We start from the raw sequence: 17,780 nt of genomic DNA, 5'->3' as shown, positions 1-17,780 counted from the left end.
GCACCTGCGGGCGGGGGAGTGATATGGAGAAGTCGTACTCTCTCGGTGTTCTGCGCCAATGTCTCCCCATAGCTCATATTGATACCACAGTCCCACCCCCTGCCTTCGTTGCTTAGCCCATTGAGACCTTAAAGAAAGAAGGTGGGTGTTCCCCATTCCTGGAGTACACCCACCTTCTCCGGTGGTTATTGCCTGTTGCTGTTAGGCAGCAGTCTCAGCCTTGGCGCGGCGGCGAACAACGACAACCGAGGTTGCGCCGGCAGCCAGTGCTCCCGCACCGACGAGGGTCCAAAGGATCAGACCGGAGTCAGCGCCGGTGTTGGCCAGGCCGCTGCCGGTGTTAGCCAGCGGGGCGCCGCCCGTATTGGCGAGTGAAGCGACAACCTTAACCGTCACAGGACCAACAGTTACACCGGAGGTGTTGCCGGTTGCCGTGATGGAGTAGGTGCCGGCCTCGCTGATGGAGATGGGAAGCGAGAACCGACCCTGCGCGTCAGCTGTCGTGCTGAGAGTGCTCGGGGCCAAGTAAAGATTGATCTTAGCCGCTACAGCCGCACCACCAGCGATGCTTGCCCCGTCCGAGGCCGGAGCGTCGCCCGGGGTTACGGTGATGGTGAGGGTTTCACCGGCAAGGAAGCCCTGGCCGCTGAAGATGAAGTCTTCACCTGGGCCTACGACGCCGTCAGAAACAGCGGCCTGCGGCGGAAGGGCGGGGTAGGTGGCTGCCATGGAAGGAGCCGCCCCTACAAGGGCGATAGAACCGGCAAGCGCGAGTGCTGCAAGTGTTTTTTTCATATGTCCCCCCGGAGACGTTTAAGTTATTTAATACCCGACATGGGGAGTGTCCCCCTCCGCACGAGACCGTGTGCAGAACTCCGGATATGTATCCCAGGTAAGAAGCTACCATCTGCTCTTCGTTGTGAGCAATCTCAATCCAGTCGGTTTACATAGTGTTAACGCGCTGTCCACGGTTTCAGCCGCAAACTTCGTTTTCCATCGGGAGTGTCATGTCCTTAACATCTTGGACCGTAGGCGTGACTACTAGGTTAGGTTTCGTGTGCTGGACGATCTTCCCGAAGGTGAACTCAACGGTTTTGCTTTCTCCCGGTGCCAGCCGGACAGCCAACACTCCTACGGGTCGATTGCTGTGGAAATAGGGCGCAAATTCGGTCCTCTGCCCGTCCGAGTGTGCTGTTTCCACGGTGGCTTGCACTGGCCCGTACGCAACGATATTTGTCTGCACTGATCCTGGCGGCACTCCGAACATTCCAGCCCCAGTGACATAGCCCGGTAAGGAAGTCGCTGCATCAGCTGGGGCGGTATTGGTACTGGTGATGCGTACGGTCGTCTGTTCATAGCCATCAGCGGGACATTCCCTAATCAGCTGTACAGTGCGCTTTACGTAGTAGTCCATCTTGGCGCCTGTACCGTCGTTGAAGTACACGCCAAACTGGGCCGCAGGAACACTTGGCCCCGCGATTGAACCGCTCAGTGGATAGGTTCCGATGATCGATTGTTCCGATTCCGACGCAGACCACAGAGAGATGCGGCGTTCCGTTACTCCGCGTGAAATGCCTGTAATGAGGCCTTTCGGATCAGTCTGTTCGCGTGAGAGGGCGTCAAAAATTTCATGAGCAACACCAGCGAAGTAGGCGTCTTGAAGCCGGGGTTCTTCAATTTTTGCGTAAACCTCGGACAGGAGGGTCGGCACGACGTTTCGGCCATTTAGCTCTGTAGGTAGCCCAAGGCTCGCCACTTGTGAAAGCTCAGGCCCGCTGACGCGGACCGGGCCCGTGGCCTTCAAAATGTAACTCAGTGCAACTGGGTCGACTGAGACCACACCATCCAGGTGTTGACCGGTCTTCCGCTCCCACATGGCCGCGGCCGTTCTGGCCGCAGTAGGGAAATCAGGTGTTAGGTTTACGTCCTGCATGAATTTACCCAATCGCCTTGAGTAGATCTGTTGCTGAACTTCATCCAGAGCGATGACTGGGGACATTGTTCCGATCTCACCCGCGCTGCTTTGTGCTCCTAGCGAGAACTTCCCGTTCTGGAGCTCAAGTACGGCTAGTGCTCCAGGAATACCGCCCGAAGCGCGAGACTCCGCGTTGTTTTGGACCATGAGCAAGTAATTCCTCGGGGTTTCTACCCCCATCATGCTGGGCAAGAGACGTGATGCGTCTGCAGACGCATCGAGGGCACCCGTCACCTCTCGTAATCGATCTCTGGCTTCCACAAGCGGTTCGGCAATCTGAGGCCACAGGCCACTGGGATCAATTTCATCGAGCCTTTCGGAGGAGGCCCTAACAGCATGAGCAGCAGACGTGACGGAAGGAGAAGCGGTTACCAATGGCCCTAGATCTGTTGTAGTTCCGCTGGGTACCAATGCATTCCAGTCCAGCGAATCGAAGACCTTAGCAAGGGGCGCTAATCCTAGATTGGCTACGTCGTCCGCCGATCGCGCAACTTCCGCAACAACGGCAAAATTGGACCCGATGCCCGGAAGAGTGGAAGCTAGGGCCCATACAGGATCTTCCGCAGATTGCTTAGCTGCTGCGGTATGTGCGCGTAATTGGTCGACTGTTGAAATAGCACCTTCAGTGTCTTGGTTCGCGACTTCACTCTTCAAAGGTGCGATCAACGCGTTGGCAGCTTGGAGTTCGTCCCTAATGGTCATCGCTTTGATTGACAACCAAGCCCCTGCCCCGAGAGCGACGAGGATAGCGGCTGTACAGATAATCGCGATGAATAAACGACTCCGTTGACGCCCAAGCGACCCGCGTGAGTTGTTCCTGGGAGTGCGCGTGTCCCGGGTTTGAGATGCAATCTGCGACTTCGCCACCTCAGGGCCTCCCGAGACCCCGGTAGATCCAGCCCGCCGCCCGCCATTTAGCCGGGTCAAGCACGTTACGACCGTCAAGGATGCGCCTAGACGCTACAGTGGCCGCCAGCTCGTAAGGGTCGAGTTCCCGGTAGTGCTGCCATTCAGTCAGTAGGAGAAGCGCGTCGGCAGACTCAAGTGCCTTGCTGAGGTCGGCCTCATAGTGAAGCTCCGGAAAACGGCGAGCGGCGTTGCTCAATGCTTTGGGGTCAGTTACGGTCACGATGGCACCTTGGAGTTGCAACTGAGCAGCAATGCTCAAGGCAGGTGAATCACGAACGTCATCACTTTCCGGTTTAAACGCTGCGCCGAGCACGGTAATTTTCTTGCCCAGCAGGGAGCCTCCGCACAGCTCGCGGGACAGCTCAACTACCCTGGTACGCCGGCGCATGTTGATTGCGTCGACTTCACGGAGGAACGTAAGAGCTTGGTCGGCGCCGAGTTCACCTGCTCTAGCCATGAAAGCGCGGATGTCCTTTGGCAAGCAACCGCCGCCGAATCCAATCCCTGCGTTCAAGAACTTTCGTCCTATTCGGTCGTCCAGGCCGATTGCATCCGCAAGTTGCGTGACGTCAGCTCCCGCTGCCTCGCAGAGCTCCGCCATTGCATTGATGAATGAGATTTTCGTTGCTAGGAAGGAGTTTGCAGCGGTCTTCACGAGCTCAGCCGTTGGATGGTCCGTGACCAAGCGTGGAGTCCCGGCCAAAAGCGGCCCTCTGTAGACATCATCGAGGACTCCCACAGCAGCGTGCTCCTCAGAGCCGGTCAGTACGCCATAAACGAGGCGATCGGGTCGGAGAGTATCAGCAACGGCATGCCCTTCGCGGAGGAACTCTGGGTTCCAAACGAGATGCGCCGAGGGTTGCTCGTTCTCGAGCAAACCCGCGAGCCGCGCCGCCGTGCCGACGGGAACTGTCGATTTGCCAACGACTACTTCACCGGGCATTACGTGAGGCATCAGGGTCAGCATAGCTGCGTCGACAAACGTAAGGTCGGCTCCGTTTTCCCCCTTTTTTTGCGGTGTTCCTACACAAATGAAATGGACCGCACTACCGGCTACAGCTGAAACGTCCGTCGTGAACTTCAACCTGCCCGTTTCTTGTACCTCTTGGAGTAGCGTTTCAAGTCCTGGCTCGTAGAAGGGAGCCCTTGCCGCGGCGAGTTCAACAATCTTACGCTCGTCGACATCTACGCCCACTACGTCGTGACCCAATTTAGCCATGCAAGCCGCATGGACAGCTCCCAAGTATCCGCAGCCGATGACAGATATTTTCATGCGTAATTGTCCTTCCCCATAAGGGCGGTTTTCATGCGAAGCATGGTTTAGTAGGCTCCGGAGCCGCGGAAGACGGCGCGGAAGGTTTTGATGAGAATCAGAAGATCGCCAGCTAGGGACCAATTTTCTACGTAGTAGAGATCCAACCGCACAGAATCCTGCCACGATAGGTTGGAGCGGCCGCTGACTTGCCAAAGACCTGTGAGGCCGGGTTTAACGAGCAGTCTACGGCGGACGTCTTTTTCGTAGGCAGCAACTTCGGAGGGGAGTGGGGGACGTGGGCCGACAAGACTCATTGATCCTAGAAGGATGTTGAAGAGCTGAGGGAGCTCATCCAAGCTAAATTTCCGGAGAAACCTACCAATTGGTGTGACCCTAGGATCGTCCTTCATCTTGAACAGCAAGCCATTGCCGTCGCTCTGGCCTCTTAATTCGGACAGTCGGTGCTCCGCATCAACAGTCATCGAACGAAACTTCAACATCTGAAATGGCTTTCCTTCGATTCCTACCCGGCCTTGTCGGAAAACTACTGGGCCCTGGTCATGAAATTTGATCAGCAACGCGACGATGGCCATGACAGGCAGAGAAACAATAATGAGCAAGCCGGAAACGATGACGTCGAACAGTCTTTTTGCCACGCGCTGACCCCCCTCAAGCGTCGGGGTGGTGACGTGAATAAGAGGGAGGCCAGCAACCTGCTGAGTATGAATCCTCGGACCGGCTATGTCTGTCAGGGCGGGCGCCATGATTAGCCCGATATTTCGCGCAGCCAATTCCCAACCTAGGTGACGGAGCGTCTGGGGATGCAGTTGGACCCCCGCCGAAACTGCTACGGCATCGGCATTGCAGGCCTCAATGGCGTCAACTATGGATTTGGCATCGGCCCTAGTCCCAAGGACAGGTAGCCCGGACTCGGGCTCGACGGTCGGGCCTTCAGGATTGCCCGGGGTGTACACGGCGACGGGAAGATAACCGGCATGCTTCGCAGTTTCCAAGGAACGTGCAAGATGCGCCACCGCGCTGGGGCCGCCAAGCAGTAGGAGGCGGGACATGCTCTCTCCGAGTTGGCGGTTTACGCTTAAGTGCTGTCGAATCAGCCAGCGCGCCAAGAGCAATCCCAATAAGCCGGACGGGAGTGCCACTCCGACATAACCTCGTGCTGTATCCACTCTGAGGACATACGACACAATGGCAATGAGGCCAAAAAGCCACAAAGACGCGGCAGCTACTCGTTTGTATTCGTCAGGTCCAGCACCCAAGATCCTGCTTTGTCTGCTGTTCCATGCGCCCAGCATTAGCCACCACACGATGGCTAGGGCGACTGAGAGCCAGGCGTAGCTAAACTCTTGGCCTGTGACTATCGCATCCGCTTCGAATCCGAAGCGGATGACGTAGGCCCCGACAACAGCCCAAACCACAACGAACGCGTCAACCACGCGCAACTGGCGGGCGGATCGTGCCCGCCAGTCGTTGCCCCCACTCACTACATCTCCCCCGATTCAGAGCCAATAACGAAATCAGTCGCTCTTGGCTAGTTGCGAATCTGCGCGAGGTTGGACCGATACCAATCAACAGTCGACCGAATGCCAGCTTCAAGGCCAATAGTCGACGTCCAGCCAGCTTCCGCTAGCTTTGATACGTCGAGGAGCTTGCGGGGTGTTCCGTCCGGCTTGGAAGTATCCCAGGTGATCTCCCCGGAGTATCCAACAGCATCGGCCACGAGAGCGGCCAGGTCCTTGATGGAAATGTCGGTGCCCGTCCCTACATTCACTTGGGAGGGCCCGTCGTAGTTTTCCAGCAAGTGAAGGCAGGCTGCCGCCATATCGTCTACGTGCAGAAACTCACGCCTAGGCGTGCCGGAACCCCAGTTTGTGACAACCGGGGTACCCGCACGAGCCGCCTCGTCGTAGCGACGGATCATGGCAGGTAGGACGTGCGAACCCTCTAGTGAAAAGTTGTCCCCCGGACCGTACAAGTTAGTTGGCATAGCAGAAATCCATGGCAGACCGGACTGCCGCCGAACCGCCTGAATCTGCATGATCCCAGCGATTTTCGCTATGGCGTACGCATCATTGGTCGGTTCCAGATGACCGGTCAATAACGAATCTTCGCGTATGGGCTGCTCCGCGAACTTGGGGTAGATGCAAGAAGAACCTAGGAAGAGGAGCCGCTCAACGCCGAATTCTCTGGCGGCGTCAAGGACGTTGACTTGAATCCTGAGGTTGTCACTCAGGAAATCGACTGGATAGGTGCTGTTGGCGAGGATGCCACCCACTTTTGCAGCGGCCAGCACCACGTATCTGGGCTTTGCGTCTGCAAAGAACTTGAAGACGGCGTCCCGGTCCTTGAGATCAAGGTCTGACGATGTGCGTCCTACGAGGCCGGAAAATCCTTCCTGCTCGAGGTAGCGCCAAATTGCCGATCCGACCAAGCCGCGATGACCTGCTACATAAAAGGTTGAGGAGCGGTCGAGCTTTTCTGGTACGAAATTCACACTCTCGTCCACTAGTTCTTCCAGCTTTCGAGAGAAACCCTGTCAATCCAGTGGTTACCGGCATGCTTGAGCGCTTCTATATCGGCATCCACCATGATCCGAGCAAGCTCAGGAGTGTGCACGGAAGCTTTCCAGCCCAGTTTTTCTTGCGCCTTAGAGGCATCGCCCACGAGAGCATCTACTTCTGTCGGCCGGAGATAGCGCTCGTCGAAACGGACGTGATCCTCCCATTTTAGGCCTGCGTGCTCAAAGGAAATTTGAAGGAAATCACGAACTGTGTAGTTGCCGCCCGTCGCCAGCACAAAGTCGTCCGGCTCGTCCGCCTGCAGCATCCGCCACATGCCCTCAACATACTCAGCTGCATAGCCCCAGTCGCGGACCGCGTCCAGGTTGCCCATATACAGCAGATCCTGTTTTCCGGCTTTGATCGCTGCAACCGCACGGGTTATCTTGCGAGTAACGAATGTTTCACCCCGTCGGGGCGATTCGTGGTTGAAGAGGATTCCGTTCACGGCGAACATGCCGTACGCCTCTCTATAGTTTTTAGTTATCCAGTAGCTGTATACCTTCGCGGCCCCGTAGGGCGAGCGGGGATAGAAGGGTGTCTCTTCATTTTGCGGGGGAGGTGTGGCTCCGAACATCTCGGACGAGGATGCTTGATAGAACCTTGTATCGATCCCGGACATGCGCACAGCTTCCAGGAGACGTATCGTCCCAACTCCCGTTGTATCTGCAGTGTGCTCAGGTTCATCGAAGGAGACACGCACGTGGGACTGCGCCGCCAAGTTGTAGACCTCGTCTGGATTGATGTCCGCGAGAAGGGTTACCAGACGGGCTCCATCGCTCAGGTCACCGTAGTGGAGAAAGAGCTTCGCTTTCGGATCGTGAGGGTCGACATAAAGGTGGTCAACACGGGCGGTATTAAAGGTGGAGGCTCGCCGGATCAGACCATGCACTTCGTAGCCCTTTGTAAGCAACAGTTCCGCAAGGTAAGACCCGTCCTGCCCCGTTATACCTGTGATGAGTGCGCGTTTTGTCATTACTTTCCCCATGATTTTGTTGAGATGTCGAAGAGGCGGCTACTGCCGGCGGCGAGAGGCAAGCGGTGTCCCCCGCAGACATCCTAGCCAATGGATTGGGGCAAGGCTCAACGCCGCAGTCCCAGAAGGGGGATTCGTTTGTGCTCAGGACTGGCAGGTATCCTTACGTAAAAATGGTCGCTTGAGCCTGTCCGGCCGACGTGCACCACGCATTATGGGATCCAGCAACCTCCAAATGTGATTGCGCCGGTAGCATTCGCACGGACGTTGCTAGCACACATCAACGAAAGATCTTGGGGAAATGACGCCAGTCTCAACTATTGGGCCGTCGGTGTGGCCAGCGGGATTTCAGCCGTTCGGTCCACTGTCCCTTGTAGCTGGTAGTGGGACTGAGGCAGCCCATGGCCTTTGCACCCTCGCCAGGCAACCGAAGAGTTCGTCAGCGATTCATGTTCATCTAGTCAACGCCTACACCATTTCGCTCGCTGCCAAAGACACCAGCTACGTAGAACTGTTATCGAAGGGAGCCCTTAACCTGCCTGACGGCAAGCCATTGTCCGTCCTCTCCAGATTGCGCAGAAGAACGCCCAGGTTGCACCACATAAGAGGACCACAACTCTTCCTTGACGTCTTTGACGTGGGGCGACGGTATGGCATCCGGCACTTCCTTCTCGGCTCCTCACCGGACGTTTTAAACCGGCTTCAGGAGACGCTGTCCATGAGATACCCGGGGTGTGACATTGTGGGAATCGAGAGCCCTCCGTTCCGGCCCCTCAGCGAGGCCGAGCTTGACATGCAAGACCTTCGGATCAGTACCACGTTGCCCAACATTGTCTGGGTGGGTTTGGGAACACCTAAACAGGACTGGGAAGCCAGACGCCTTGCAGCTTCCATTGGTGTGACGACGATCGCAGTCGGGGCAGCTTTTGATTTCGCCGCTGGAACTGTTCGGGAGGCTCCGAGATGGGTTCGCGCCATAGGCTTCGAGTGGTTCTTTCGTCTATGTAGTCAGCCAAAACGCCTCTGGCGCAGATATCTTATTGGAAATGCTCGGTTCCTCATGTTGGTTGGCAGGGATATCAAGCAAAACGGGTGGAGTTTCAGGAAGTGACCGAGCTTCTGCTTTGTTACCTTGAAGTAGCTGCCGCTCGTCCTAAGCGGGTGAGCAATGACAATGAAATTCAAATCCTTTGAGCATGTATGGCCTTTAGCTAGTGCGCGAAAAGTCGGTCCTCTTAAGGCTCGGACCACACTATCGAGTACTTCGATTTTGATTTGGGCCGGGATCGTCATCAGCGGCTCTGTGCTCTGTGGGCTTATTGTGTTGGGACGCGTTCCGCTCATGTTGGCCGCAGGTGCGTCCCTGGCCTTGGCGGGACTCGCTGTCCTGGCTACGCTGCGTAGCCAATCCAAGTTTATGTGGATGTTTTTCTTGAACGCCTGTTTTCTGGTTGTCCCTCAACGCGAATTTAGCGGCACCGACTTAGTCGTCCTTTTGTCCTTGGCAACCGCGTTGCTGATCGCTTGCGGAATATCCTCAAACAACCGCTCATTTGCTGTAACAGCCGTAGCCGCTGCGGAAAATCGATACTTTGGATTGATGTTGTGGGCAATCGTGGGGTTCGGGACCATTGCATTTACTTCTACGGTGTCCAACTCTCAGAGCGCGCTCGTCCTACTGCCCTGGTTGAACGGAATAGCTCTTGCAATATTAGTTAGTTCTGCTCCATCCTTTCAATTGCCGTCGTTTATGAATGCGAGACGGGCCATTCTAGTTGGGGGAGGAATTGCGAGTCTCTACGATCTATATTTGCTAGGAACAGGTAGGGCGCTAAATGTAGGTCCGTTCAACTCCGGTAGATTCACTGGATCTTTAGGTGATTACGAGCTGCTGGCTGAGTTCTACGGTGCGATAATTTTACTGGGCTTAACTGCGGTAATTTTTGAAGATTCACCGCGATGGCGACTACTGGCGGCGTCGCTTATAGTGCCGAGTTTCATTATCTTGTTAGCCACTCAATCAAGAGGTCCCGTTGTTATTTTGTGTGCTGTCGCTCCGGCTTTGGCTCTGACCTCTGCAGTTACATTTCGTCATCTGGCGCGTAAAGTTTTTTTCCTGTTTGCAACTTTGTCCCTGATTATCTATTCGTTTTTCAGTGCATTGTCAGCTTTGCCAGTATTTGCAAGACTTTCCTCGGTCCAGTTTGAGGGGAGTGTTGAGTCGACTCTGAATAGAGCTGGCGTCTGGGGCTACTTCACTCAGCTACCACGCTTCATTGATGCTGGCTTAATCGGAAATGGATTTCATTATCCATATGAAGAAATTGGGACCTACCCGCACAGTATCTATTTGTGGCTTCTGTGGTCCGGAGGGACACTTGGCCTAATTGCTTTTGTGTTGTTGATTTCGTTACTGCTTTTCAAACTGTTTCGCGGCATCCTCCTACACCATTCAGCTTCTCTGAGTGCGACGGCCGTCCTTACATACATTCTTCTGGATGAAATCAAGATTGAAGCTGCACGCACTTCCGCGTCCGTGTCCTTCCTGTGGGTAGCGCTATCACTAGCCTTACTCGCTAGTCGAGAACAGAGAGAACATTGAGCACAAACACAAAGAAACCCGTTAGTGCCCTAAGGCATTACTGGCGGCTTGTGAAGCCATCCAAGTTCGCCGCCCTGGGTTCCATTGGCGTATTGGCTCTGAGCGGTGTGGCGGAAGCCTTGGGGTTGGCCAGCATCCTTCCACTTCTAAATCAGCCTAGTCCGACCATCAGTTCCATCCTTCCCATCTTGGCACTGCTTACTCTCTTCTTGATCGCCTCGTCGCTTCTGAAACTTTTCGGGGACGCGCTGATCAGTAGAGTGACTACTTCCGTTGAAGCCAAGGGACGCCGGGAGTTGATGGAACGTCTGGTGTCGGGTCCATGGCTGCAGGTCGGAAAGCTAAGTCAGGGCGAAATCACCGCCGCTGTGATGTCGGAGGCCACCCAGCTGTCGAACGGTGTGTTTTCGCTCCTTTCGGGCATCGGAACTGCCGTTGTGGTGATCATACTAATTTCGGCGTCAGCCGTCTTGACGCCCAGTCTTTTAGGCCTCGCATTACTCTTCATCGTTATTTCTGCACTCATTTTTCGTCAGAGGCTGAAGTATGTTCGACAAAACGAACTGAAGCTATCGGGCACAACCACAGAAATAGCGGAGGAGGTGTCCTCCTCTCTGTCGGACATCAAGTTCCTGCGCGAGTCTGGCAGCGACCGCGAGTGGTTAGTTCGCTCTCAGAAGAGCGCTGACTTGCTAGCTCGACTCCGGCGCCGGCAAATCATGTTGCCTGCAGGGACAAGAACAATGGTTGACTCCGTAGCTGCCGTTTTCCTGGCTACGGTCGTGGGGCTAGCGCTCCTGTTACAGGGTGATATCACCCTAGGCTTGGTGTTCGTGGCGCTCTTTTACCGCATAATCCCTCGTGTACAGGCCGTGCAGAATCAGTTGAACACCTCTCTTGGCCAACTCACCTGGATTGAGAAGTGGAACCACAGGATGGAACAATTGGCCGACATCCAGACCGAATCTCGTGGACAAGAAAAGCTCAATGACGTAGCGCCCACTGGAAACTGGGATAAACCCCCGGAGTTCTCCCTTCGTGGAGTCTCGCATCACTTTGCTGGACGCGATGGTCCCGCACTTGATGAAGTTGATCTCACCATTTTTTCAGGTGAGCGTGTCGCAATTCTAGGACGGAGTGGGTCCGGAAAGACCACGCTACTGGACCTACTTTTGGGTTTGTTTCCCCCCACTGCGGGAGCTGTATACGTTAACGGCGAGGTTCTGACGACTGATGCATGGGTAGACTTCCGGCGGACGGTTGGGATTGTCCCGCAGGACGTTCCTATCCGCCGCGGAACGTTGGCTGAGAACGTTTACTGGGACCAACCGGCTGATACGGCAATTCTTGCGCAGGTACTCCGGGTCGTGCAGCTCGAAGAATTCGTTGGTCAGTTGCCGCACGGCAGCGAGTCGTTTATCGATTCCAAGTCGATAGGCTTATCGGGAGGTCAGAGGCAGAGAGTGGGTTTGGCGCGAGCGTTGTACCGACAACCGCTACTTCTTATTCTGGACGAGGCTACCAGTGCACTGGATCTAGAAACTGAAAAGGCCATCCTTGAGGCGGTCGCCAGAATCCCTGGGAAAATGACTGTAATTGTCGTGACTCATCGTAAAGCGGCCCTTGATTACGTGGACCGAAGGATCGATCTTGTCAATGGAAAAGTTCAACATTCACACCAAAATATGGAGCTGGGCTCATGAGGGACGTCTTAGTAATTTGTACCCGTAACAGACAATCAGACATGAAGCGCTGCTTGGAGTCTCTGCTGAACCAGAAAAGAATGCCATCAGAGCTTTATGTGATCGACAGCAGCGACAGTGGGGAGACGGCTGATCTATGTGCCGAGTACGCGAATAGGGGTGAGTTGCCGCCTCTGAAGTACATCCACACCGCCCCTGGCCTTACTCTGCAGCGAAATGTTGCACTCAAGAACGTCCGTGAAAGATTCGACATCGTTCATTTCATAGATGATGACGTGGAACTTGAGCCGGAGTACCTAGAAGAGCTCGCAAAGGCATTTGACGTGGATTCCGCTTTGGTAGGCGCAGGGGGCTTGATCAAAGGAGGCAACCGGAAAAAAGCAACGCTTTTCGCACGACTGGGTGGACGCGACAGCGTTCACCCAGGAAGAGTGCTCGCCACCGGTTTCAACATTGGAGCCCACGAAACGCCTTTTGACGTGGACGTGGACTGGTTGCCCGGATGTTCCATGTCCTTCAGGTTGGCTAAAATAGACGGCCTCGAGTTCGATGAACGACGGGTGGGTTACGCGATTGGTGAGGATGCAGACTTCGGCTTGCGGGCGAGTGCGCGAGGAACGCTTCGGCATGTACATACCGCTAAACTTCACCACCATCAGTCACCGATCAATCGCCACAAGCGGCCCCTACTTGTCCGGATGGCCGTTGCTCATCGCTGGTCCCTCGCCGAGGACAATTTGGGAAGAGTTAGCCGGTCAATGGTTGTTTATGGCACGTTGTCGGAATCCTTTACCTATTTCCTCCGCTTCGTGTTGTCCCGATCTCACGACAGGCTCTGGTGGGAATGCTGTGTTGCCGGGGGGGCCGGACTCTTGGACGTCACGAGGAGAAGAACGAATTGAACATTGATGATGGCGTTTGTGCCTATCTGACTGGCGGATTAGGTAATCAACTGTTCGTACTAGCCGCTGCTTGGGAACAAGCGGAGCGGCTCAGTTGCCCGCTTTACATAGATGCATCCAAGTACGTCGGCGGAGATCTGCGCTCTTTTGAGTTAGGGTCGCTATCGCTACCCGGCGAAGTAATCTCCCACGAGTCGCCGTGGCTAGATCGAGGTGGACGCCTTCGCAGATCCTTCCCAAAGCTAAAGAAGACTCGTCGGGTTTACCGTGAAGAGTCCTTTGGGTATTCCTCTGCTATCAACAAGATTGTTCCAGGAACGACGATTTTTGGGTATTTTCAATCGCCTCGATATTTTGATCACGTAGCTGATCGCATGGCCGATCTCCTAATGAACAGTCAGGTTACAGCCACGGAACAGAAAATAATGAGCAGCTTACACAACAGCGGTCGTATAACCCTGCATGTCCGTCGAGGAGATTACACCACCGCAAATACCGCAGCCGTACATGGCATCACTTCGAGCGCATACTTTGAACGCGGTATAAACCTCATAAGAAAGTTGTCGTCCGTCGAGCAATCGATGGTGTTTTCGGATGAGCCGGACGTTGCTCGAAGTGAGTTGAAACACCTGCCAAACATCAAAGTCTTTGACCAGAATTCCGAGTTGTCTAGCCTTAACACGATTAAGGCCATGTCGCGGGGCAGTGGAATGATCATGAGTAATTCATCGTTTAGTTGGTGGGCCGCATGGCTAATGGCACGACGAGGCCTTCACCCCATCGTTGCGCCAAGACCTTGGATGGCGAGTGGAGAGAGTGCGTCTGACCTTCTTGGTGCTGACTGGTTGACGCTGGATGCCAGAGGAGCATCTTGGCATGGGTGACGCAGAAGAGTTGCAGGAGGTAGAGCGCGAAGCGTGCGTCATTGCAATTTGCACGTATCGACGACCCATGTTGCTTCGAGCGCTGATCAAGAAGGTTAACTCGCAGGACTTTTCTGGGACAGACGGCAACGTGCACCTTCTTATCGTAGATAATGATAGTGAACAGTCGGCGAAGGTCATATTCGATGAATGTGCTACTTACCCTACCGGTGCCACCATGCACTACTTATCTATTCAGCCGCAAGGGTTGGTTGTAGCGCGCAATGCCGCGCTGGATTTTGCTAAAGTTCTGAACGCGGCAGTCATTTTTATTGATGATGATGAGAGCCCAGCGGAAGGATGGTTTGCATCGTTCTGGGAGATGCATTTGTTGTTTCCACAGGATGTGATTGCCGGCCCGGTAGTTCCTGATTTTGAAGAACCCATCCCTTCTTGGTGTAAGGACGGTTCTTATTGGAAACGTCAATCATTTGAGGATGCCAGCCTTCTGTTGAGGCCGACCGGCGACGGTAACATTTTCTACCCTCGTGCACTTGTACAGAATTGGCGTTACTCGCTCCGCTACAACACCTCGGGCGCCCAGGACACGCATTTACTGAGAAGATGGATTGCTTCGGGTCGGGGTTTGCGATGGAGCGCTAAAGCGGTGGTCACGGAGATTGTGCCAGCAGGTCGCCTGACCTTTAGCTATGCCTTAGATCGCGCATACTTCAGTTCGCTTGCGTATGTTTGGGTAGATCACGAGCTCGGTGCGAATGCCGTTTGGACGTTGCTGAGAGCCGTGCGAAGACTTAGTGTAGGTTTGCGGGATTACACTGTTTCGCTTTTGCGGCGAGACATTTGGCTGCGGCACCGGGCGCGATTGCACTTCTCCTCTGCTCGGGGAACGCTGCACGGGCTGCGGGTAAAGTCCTTTGACCGATACGGGAAGTACCAGATCGATGTTTCGACTTCGCCATAGTTGAACAACATAAGCGCCGTTGCGCATTTTAAAGTAGCGCCGTTTGTCCTGCAACCGGTTTTTTGCGAGAAGGAAGGAACCGGACTGGCAATGGCACGCCCTTGGCTCTGTAAGTCGCCTTGATGCATCAGATCCGACTGTAAATTGCCACACCGAGGAGGTTTGTTGCCTCTGTGCTCATTCTGGCTCGGTTAGGCATGAGCCTGACCTGCGGCAGCATAGGTGCGAGAGATCACATATTTGTCCTGATGCTCGCAGGCAAATTTCAGTCCAAGATACTGGTCTCCGTCATCCAGATTTTCCCAACCGCATAGCAAACATTTCAGGCAGCTTTCTCATTCGCTGCCACATAAATGGAACCAGCGTAAGACGTCCATGTTCAGAGGGCATAGGGACTACGAGAGCCCTATCGACCACCATTTGCAGGCCTGTGGCGGACGCGAGGGACCGGTTGAATGTTATGTGCTCGCAGATCCATGGACCGTTTTCGGGTATGTAGGTGCCTAAGGCATAGGTTCCGGCCGAATATAGGCAGAGTCCGTTGAATGCTGACCGGCACAGGGTGTCGGTGTCTGATGTGAGTCTGCGTTGTTCAGGGTAGACAAACTTTCGGAAGAATGAATAGTACGCAAATGGATTGTGCTGGGCATTCCGGATTCGTTCCCCCAGATCAGCGAAGGACCTTTCGCCGTCTTCGTAGGCCAGCAGATCGTAGTATGTCGGACGTGAAGTTGCCGAGACAGCGAAAACATCGCCGTCCATCACTCGCTGAAGAGCTGAGAGGAGTACGTCGGGCTGTAGATTCTCCAGAAATGGTTCGTCCACATCAATTACACAGATGGATCGCGCTGGCAAAAGCATGTCCTTCGCGAAGCGAGCCACGAATTGCCGTCCGAGTGCCATGCGCTCCAACCGGCTAGCTGCCCCTGACATAAAGGATGTGTCGACCACGTGGACGACGCCTGTCGCAGCGGCCGCATCCTCAAGTAACTCTCTTGTATCGTCCTCGGAGCCGTTTTCTCCCACGACAGCAGCAACTCTTATGCCCGCCTGCCGCAACCTCTCCATTCCTTGCACGAAACCGGGAATGGTATCGGCGCAATTTCGCGCCAAGGCCAGAAAGACAATGTCGTAACTGTAGTCTGCGCTCACCCCCACAGTCTGCCACAGGAGCATTGGCGCCCAGCGCCCCTGGCGCAGGATGCGTCGATGGGCCGGCCCTGCGGCTTGGGCAGTGTGTCTGCGAACTTGTCTTGATGTTGGCTGACCTCTCGTGGGCTCAAACCCATCCGCAAGTGCCCAGAGAATGAAACTTCAGCCACCCGACTGTGGTGGTGACAAATCCGCCCTGCGAGGGTCCGTGCGGAGCATCAAGGGTCGAGGGGCAATGCGCACGCTTGGCGTGAGTAGCTTTTTTCCGCTGGATATCACGTCAAGCCGGGCAGGTACAATTGATCAGACCGCACAGATATTACCGTTCTGATGGCGTGCCTTCTGGCGTGCCGAGCCATTCGACCCAGGGGGACTACGGTTTTGGAATTACACGACTACATGCGAATACTGCGGCGGAGTTGGGTCATGGTTGCAGCTGTGACGATGGCCGGGCTGCTCGTTTCGGGGGCAACGTCAATTATTTCAAAACCTACGTACACCTCTCAAACGCAGTTGTTCGTCGCTATCCAGAACTCCGGCTCAGTCCAAGAGATGCAACAAGGCAACACGTTCAGCCAGGCGAGAGTGCAGTCGTATGTGAAGACGGTGACGACCCCTGTTGTTCTCGAGCCCGTTATTACATCCCTCGGGCTCGAGACGACCGCAGAAGCGTTAGGAGCCAATGTTCGCGCCAGTACGGATCTGAATACCGTACTCATCAACATTTCGGTAAACGACTCATCTGCCGTTCAGGCGGCAGCGATAGCCCAAGCTGTGGCAAACAGCATGATAAAAGCGGTGGAGGAGCTTGAGCGGCCGAAGGCTGGAGGGAGCTCGCCCGTGAGCCTTTCGATAATAACTCCGGCAACAGTTCCCACCGCTCCCTCTGCACCGAATACACGGGTAAATCTGCTCTTGGGAACTTTTTTCGGCCTCGGAATCGGAATCGGAATGTCGATCCTTCGGTCCACTCTAGACAACCGGATACGAGGAGAAGCTGATGTTCGAGAAGTCACTGACGCACCTATTCTCGGCGGTATCTCATTTGATCAAACAGCAACACGTAACCCGCTTCTGACTCAGGCCCCGGCACAGAGTCCTCGTGCTGAATCCTTCCGCCAGCTTCGAACTAATTTGCAGTTCGCCAATGTGTCTAGACAAGCCAGAACGGTACTGGTGACCTCTTCTCTACCAGGAGAGGGAAAAAGCACCACGGCGACAAACCTGGCCATCGCACTAGCGCAGGCAGGCCAGACGGTCTGTTTAGTTGACGCCGATCTTCGCCGCCCGATGGTCAACGAGTATTTGGGACTGGACCGCAACGTAGGGTTAACCACCGCGTTGGTCGGCTCGTCCGAGGTCGACGATCTTTTGCAACCCTGGGGCGACGACAATCTGTTCGTTCTGACTTCCGGCCAAATTCCGCCAAATCCCAGTGAACTTTTAGGATCCGAAAAGATGAAACACCTCATCCTCGGACTTGAAAACGCCTTTGATACAGTCGTCGTTGACGCTCCTCCTCTTCTTCCTGTCACGGACGCAGCGGTGCTCTCGCAGCATGTTGGTGGAGTTATCGTCGTGATCGGATCACAAAAGCTTAAGCGACAGGATCTAGAGAAATCGCTCGATGCCCTTCGGATGGTCGGATCTAACCTACTAGGAGTTGTGCTTAATCGTCTTCCTGCCCGAGGACCAGATGCGTACTCCTACACCTACTCTTACAGTTCGCAGGAGGCAAGAATTTCGTCTGCTTCAGTTCCAGAATCCAAGCGTGCCAGGTCCAAGCATGGGTTGCCTGATGATTTCAGCAGAACGCTACACGAACACGTGGAACAGCCCCCCAAAGTATTCCCTGCCAGCCGCGTCGATTCTCATCGACCCTAAA

The 17,780-nt window shown here is 54.9% G+C and carries 14 protein-coding genes; 7 read left to right on the top strand and 7 right to left on the bottom strand.

Annotated elements, in window-relative coordinates:
• Positions 1-201: 201 nt before the first annotated feature.
• The 6 genes from FHJ30_RS15535 to gmd form a co-directional block, all read right to left on the bottom strand.
• Positions 202-795 carry an LPXTG cell wall anchor domain-containing protein gene (locus FHJ30_RS15535; RefSeq protein WP_139030163.1) on the bottom strand — a complete coding sequence of 198 codons (594 nt, stop codon included), beginning with the start codon at positions 793-795 and terminating at the stop codon, positions 202-204.
• Positions 796-973: 178 nt separating this feature from the next.
• Positions 974-2,692 (bottom strand): DUF4012 domain-containing protein, encoded by a 1,719-nt coding sequence (locus FHJ30_RS15530; protein ID WP_240793723.1) that lies wholly within the window; start codon positions 2,690-2,692, stop codon positions 974-976.
• A 151-nt stretch (positions 2,693-2,843) separates the two neighbouring features.
• A complete protein-coding gene (locus FHJ30_RS15525; protein WP_139030162.1) occupies positions 2,844-4,157 on the bottom strand; it encodes a UDP-glucose/GDP-mannose dehydrogenase family protein in 1,314 nt (437 codons plus the stop codon).
• Between the two features lie 47 nt (positions 4,158-4,204).
• Positions 4,205-5,641 carry a sugar transferase gene (locus FHJ30_RS15520; protein WP_139030161.1) on the bottom strand — a complete coding sequence of 479 codons (1,437 nt, stop codon included), beginning with the start codon at positions 5,639-5,641 and terminating at the stop codon, positions 4,205-4,207.
• Between the two features lie 47 nt (positions 5,642-5,688).
• Positions 5,689-6,663, bottom strand: a complete 975-nt coding sequence (locus FHJ30_RS15515; protein WP_139030160.1) for a GDP-L-fucose synthase — start codon at positions 6,661-6,663, stop codon at positions 5,689-5,691.
• Positions 6,663-7,691 (bottom strand): GDP-mannose 4,6-dehydratase, encoded by a 1,029-nt coding sequence (gene gmd / locus FHJ30_RS15510; protein WP_139030159.1) that lies wholly within the window; start codon positions 7,689-7,691, stop codon positions 6,663-6,665. Before gmd ends, FHJ30_RS15515 begins: the two co-directional genes overlap by 1 nt.
• A gap of 301 nt (positions 7,692-7,992) precedes the next feature.
• Between gmd and FHJ30_RS22035 the strand changes: the two genes are divergently transcribed.
• From FHJ30_RS22035 to FHJ30_RS15480, 6 genes are all read left to right on the top strand, one after another.
• Positions 7,993-8,802 (top strand): WecB/TagA/CpsF family glycosyltransferase, encoded by an 810-nt coding sequence (locus FHJ30_RS22035; RefSeq protein WP_139030158.1) that lies wholly within the window; start codon positions 7,993-7,995, stop codon positions 8,800-8,802.
• Between the two features lie 63 nt (positions 8,803-8,865).
• Positions 8,866-10,293 carry a hypothetical protein gene (locus FHJ30_RS15500; RefSeq protein ID WP_139030157.1) on the top strand — a complete coding sequence of 476 codons (1,428 nt, stop codon included), beginning with the start codon at positions 8,866-8,868 and terminating at the stop codon, positions 10,291-10,293.
• Between the two features lie 50 nt (positions 10,294-10,343).
• Positions 10,344-11,996 (top strand): ABC transporter ATP-binding protein, encoded by a 1,653-nt coding sequence (locus FHJ30_RS15495; RefSeq protein ID WP_171059081.1) that lies wholly within the window; start codon positions 10,344-10,346, stop codon positions 11,994-11,996.
• Entirely contained in the window at positions 11,993-12,898 is a 906-nt protein-coding gene (locus FHJ30_RS15490) for a glycosyltransferase family 2 protein (RefSeq protein ID WP_139030155.1), read from the top strand. The genes FHJ30_RS15495 and FHJ30_RS15490 overlap by 4 nt, the downstream gene beginning before the upstream one ends.
• A complete protein-coding gene (locus FHJ30_RS15485) occupies positions 12,895-13,782 on the top strand; it encodes an alpha-1,2-fucosyltransferase (RefSeq protein WP_171059079.1) in 888 nt (295 codons plus the stop codon). Before FHJ30_RS15490 ends, FHJ30_RS15485 begins: the two co-directional genes overlap by 4 nt.
• On the top strand, positions 13,775-14,743 hold the full coding sequence (locus tag FHJ30_RS15480; RefSeq protein ID WP_171059077.1) for a glycosyltransferase family A protein: 969 nt from the start codon (positions 13,775-13,777) through the stop codon (positions 14,741-14,743). Before FHJ30_RS15485 ends, FHJ30_RS15480 begins: the two co-directional genes overlap by 8 nt.
• A 288-nt stretch (positions 14,744-15,031) precedes the next feature.
• On the opposite strand, the gene FHJ30_RS15475 is transcribed toward FHJ30_RS15480, so the two are convergent.
• Positions 15,032-15,895, bottom strand: coding sequence for a glycosyltransferase family 2 protein (locus FHJ30_RS15475; RefSeq protein WP_171059075.1), 864 nt, complete (start codon positions 15,893-15,895; stop codon positions 15,032-15,034).
• A 381-nt stretch (positions 15,896-16,276) separates the two neighbouring features.
• Between FHJ30_RS15475 and FHJ30_RS15470 the strand changes: the two genes are divergently transcribed.
• A complete protein-coding gene (locus tag FHJ30_RS15470; protein ID WP_139030151.1) occupies positions 16,277-17,779 on the top strand; it encodes a polysaccharide biosynthesis tyrosine autokinase in 1,503 nt (500 codons plus the stop codon).
• Position 17,780: the final 1 nt, after the last annotated feature.

It is taken from the genome of Arthrobacter sp. BB-1, from assembly GCF_006151685.1.
In the GTDB taxonomy this organism is placed as follows: domain Bacteria; phylum Actinomycetota; class Actinomycetes; order Actinomycetales; family Micrococcaceae; genus Arthrobacter.
The sequence above is the reverse complement of the archived record's forward strand: the minus strand, read 5'-3'. Positions and strand labels throughout refer to the sequence as shown.

Coding starts and splice junctions, on each gene's coding strand:
- FHJ30_RS22035 (WP_139030158.1), top strand. CDS start 7,993: ATGACGCCAGTCTCAACTATTGGGCCGTCGGTGTGGCCAGCGGGATTT.
- FHJ30_RS15500 (WP_139030157.1), top strand. CDS start 8,866: ATGAAATTCAAATCCTTTGAGCATGTATGGCCTTTAGCTAGTGCGCGA.
- FHJ30_RS15535 (WP_139030163.1), bottom strand. CDS start 795: ATGAAAAAAACACTTGCAGCACTCGCGCTTGCCGGTTCTATCGCCCTT.
- FHJ30_RS15490 (WP_139030155.1), top strand. CDS start 11,993: ATGAGGGACGTCTTAGTAATTTGTACCCGTAACAGACAATCAGACATG.
- gmd (WP_139030159.1), bottom strand. CDS start 7,691: ATGACAAAACGCGCACTCATCACAGGTATAACGGGGCAGGACGGGTCT.
- FHJ30_RS15525 (WP_139030162.1), bottom strand. CDS start 4,157: ATGAAAATATCTGTCATCGGCTGCGGATACTTGGGAGCTGTCCATGCG.
- FHJ30_RS15480 (WP_171059077.1), top strand. CDS start 13,775: ATGGGTGACGCAGAAGAGTTGCAGGAGGTAGAGCGCGAAGCGTGCGTC.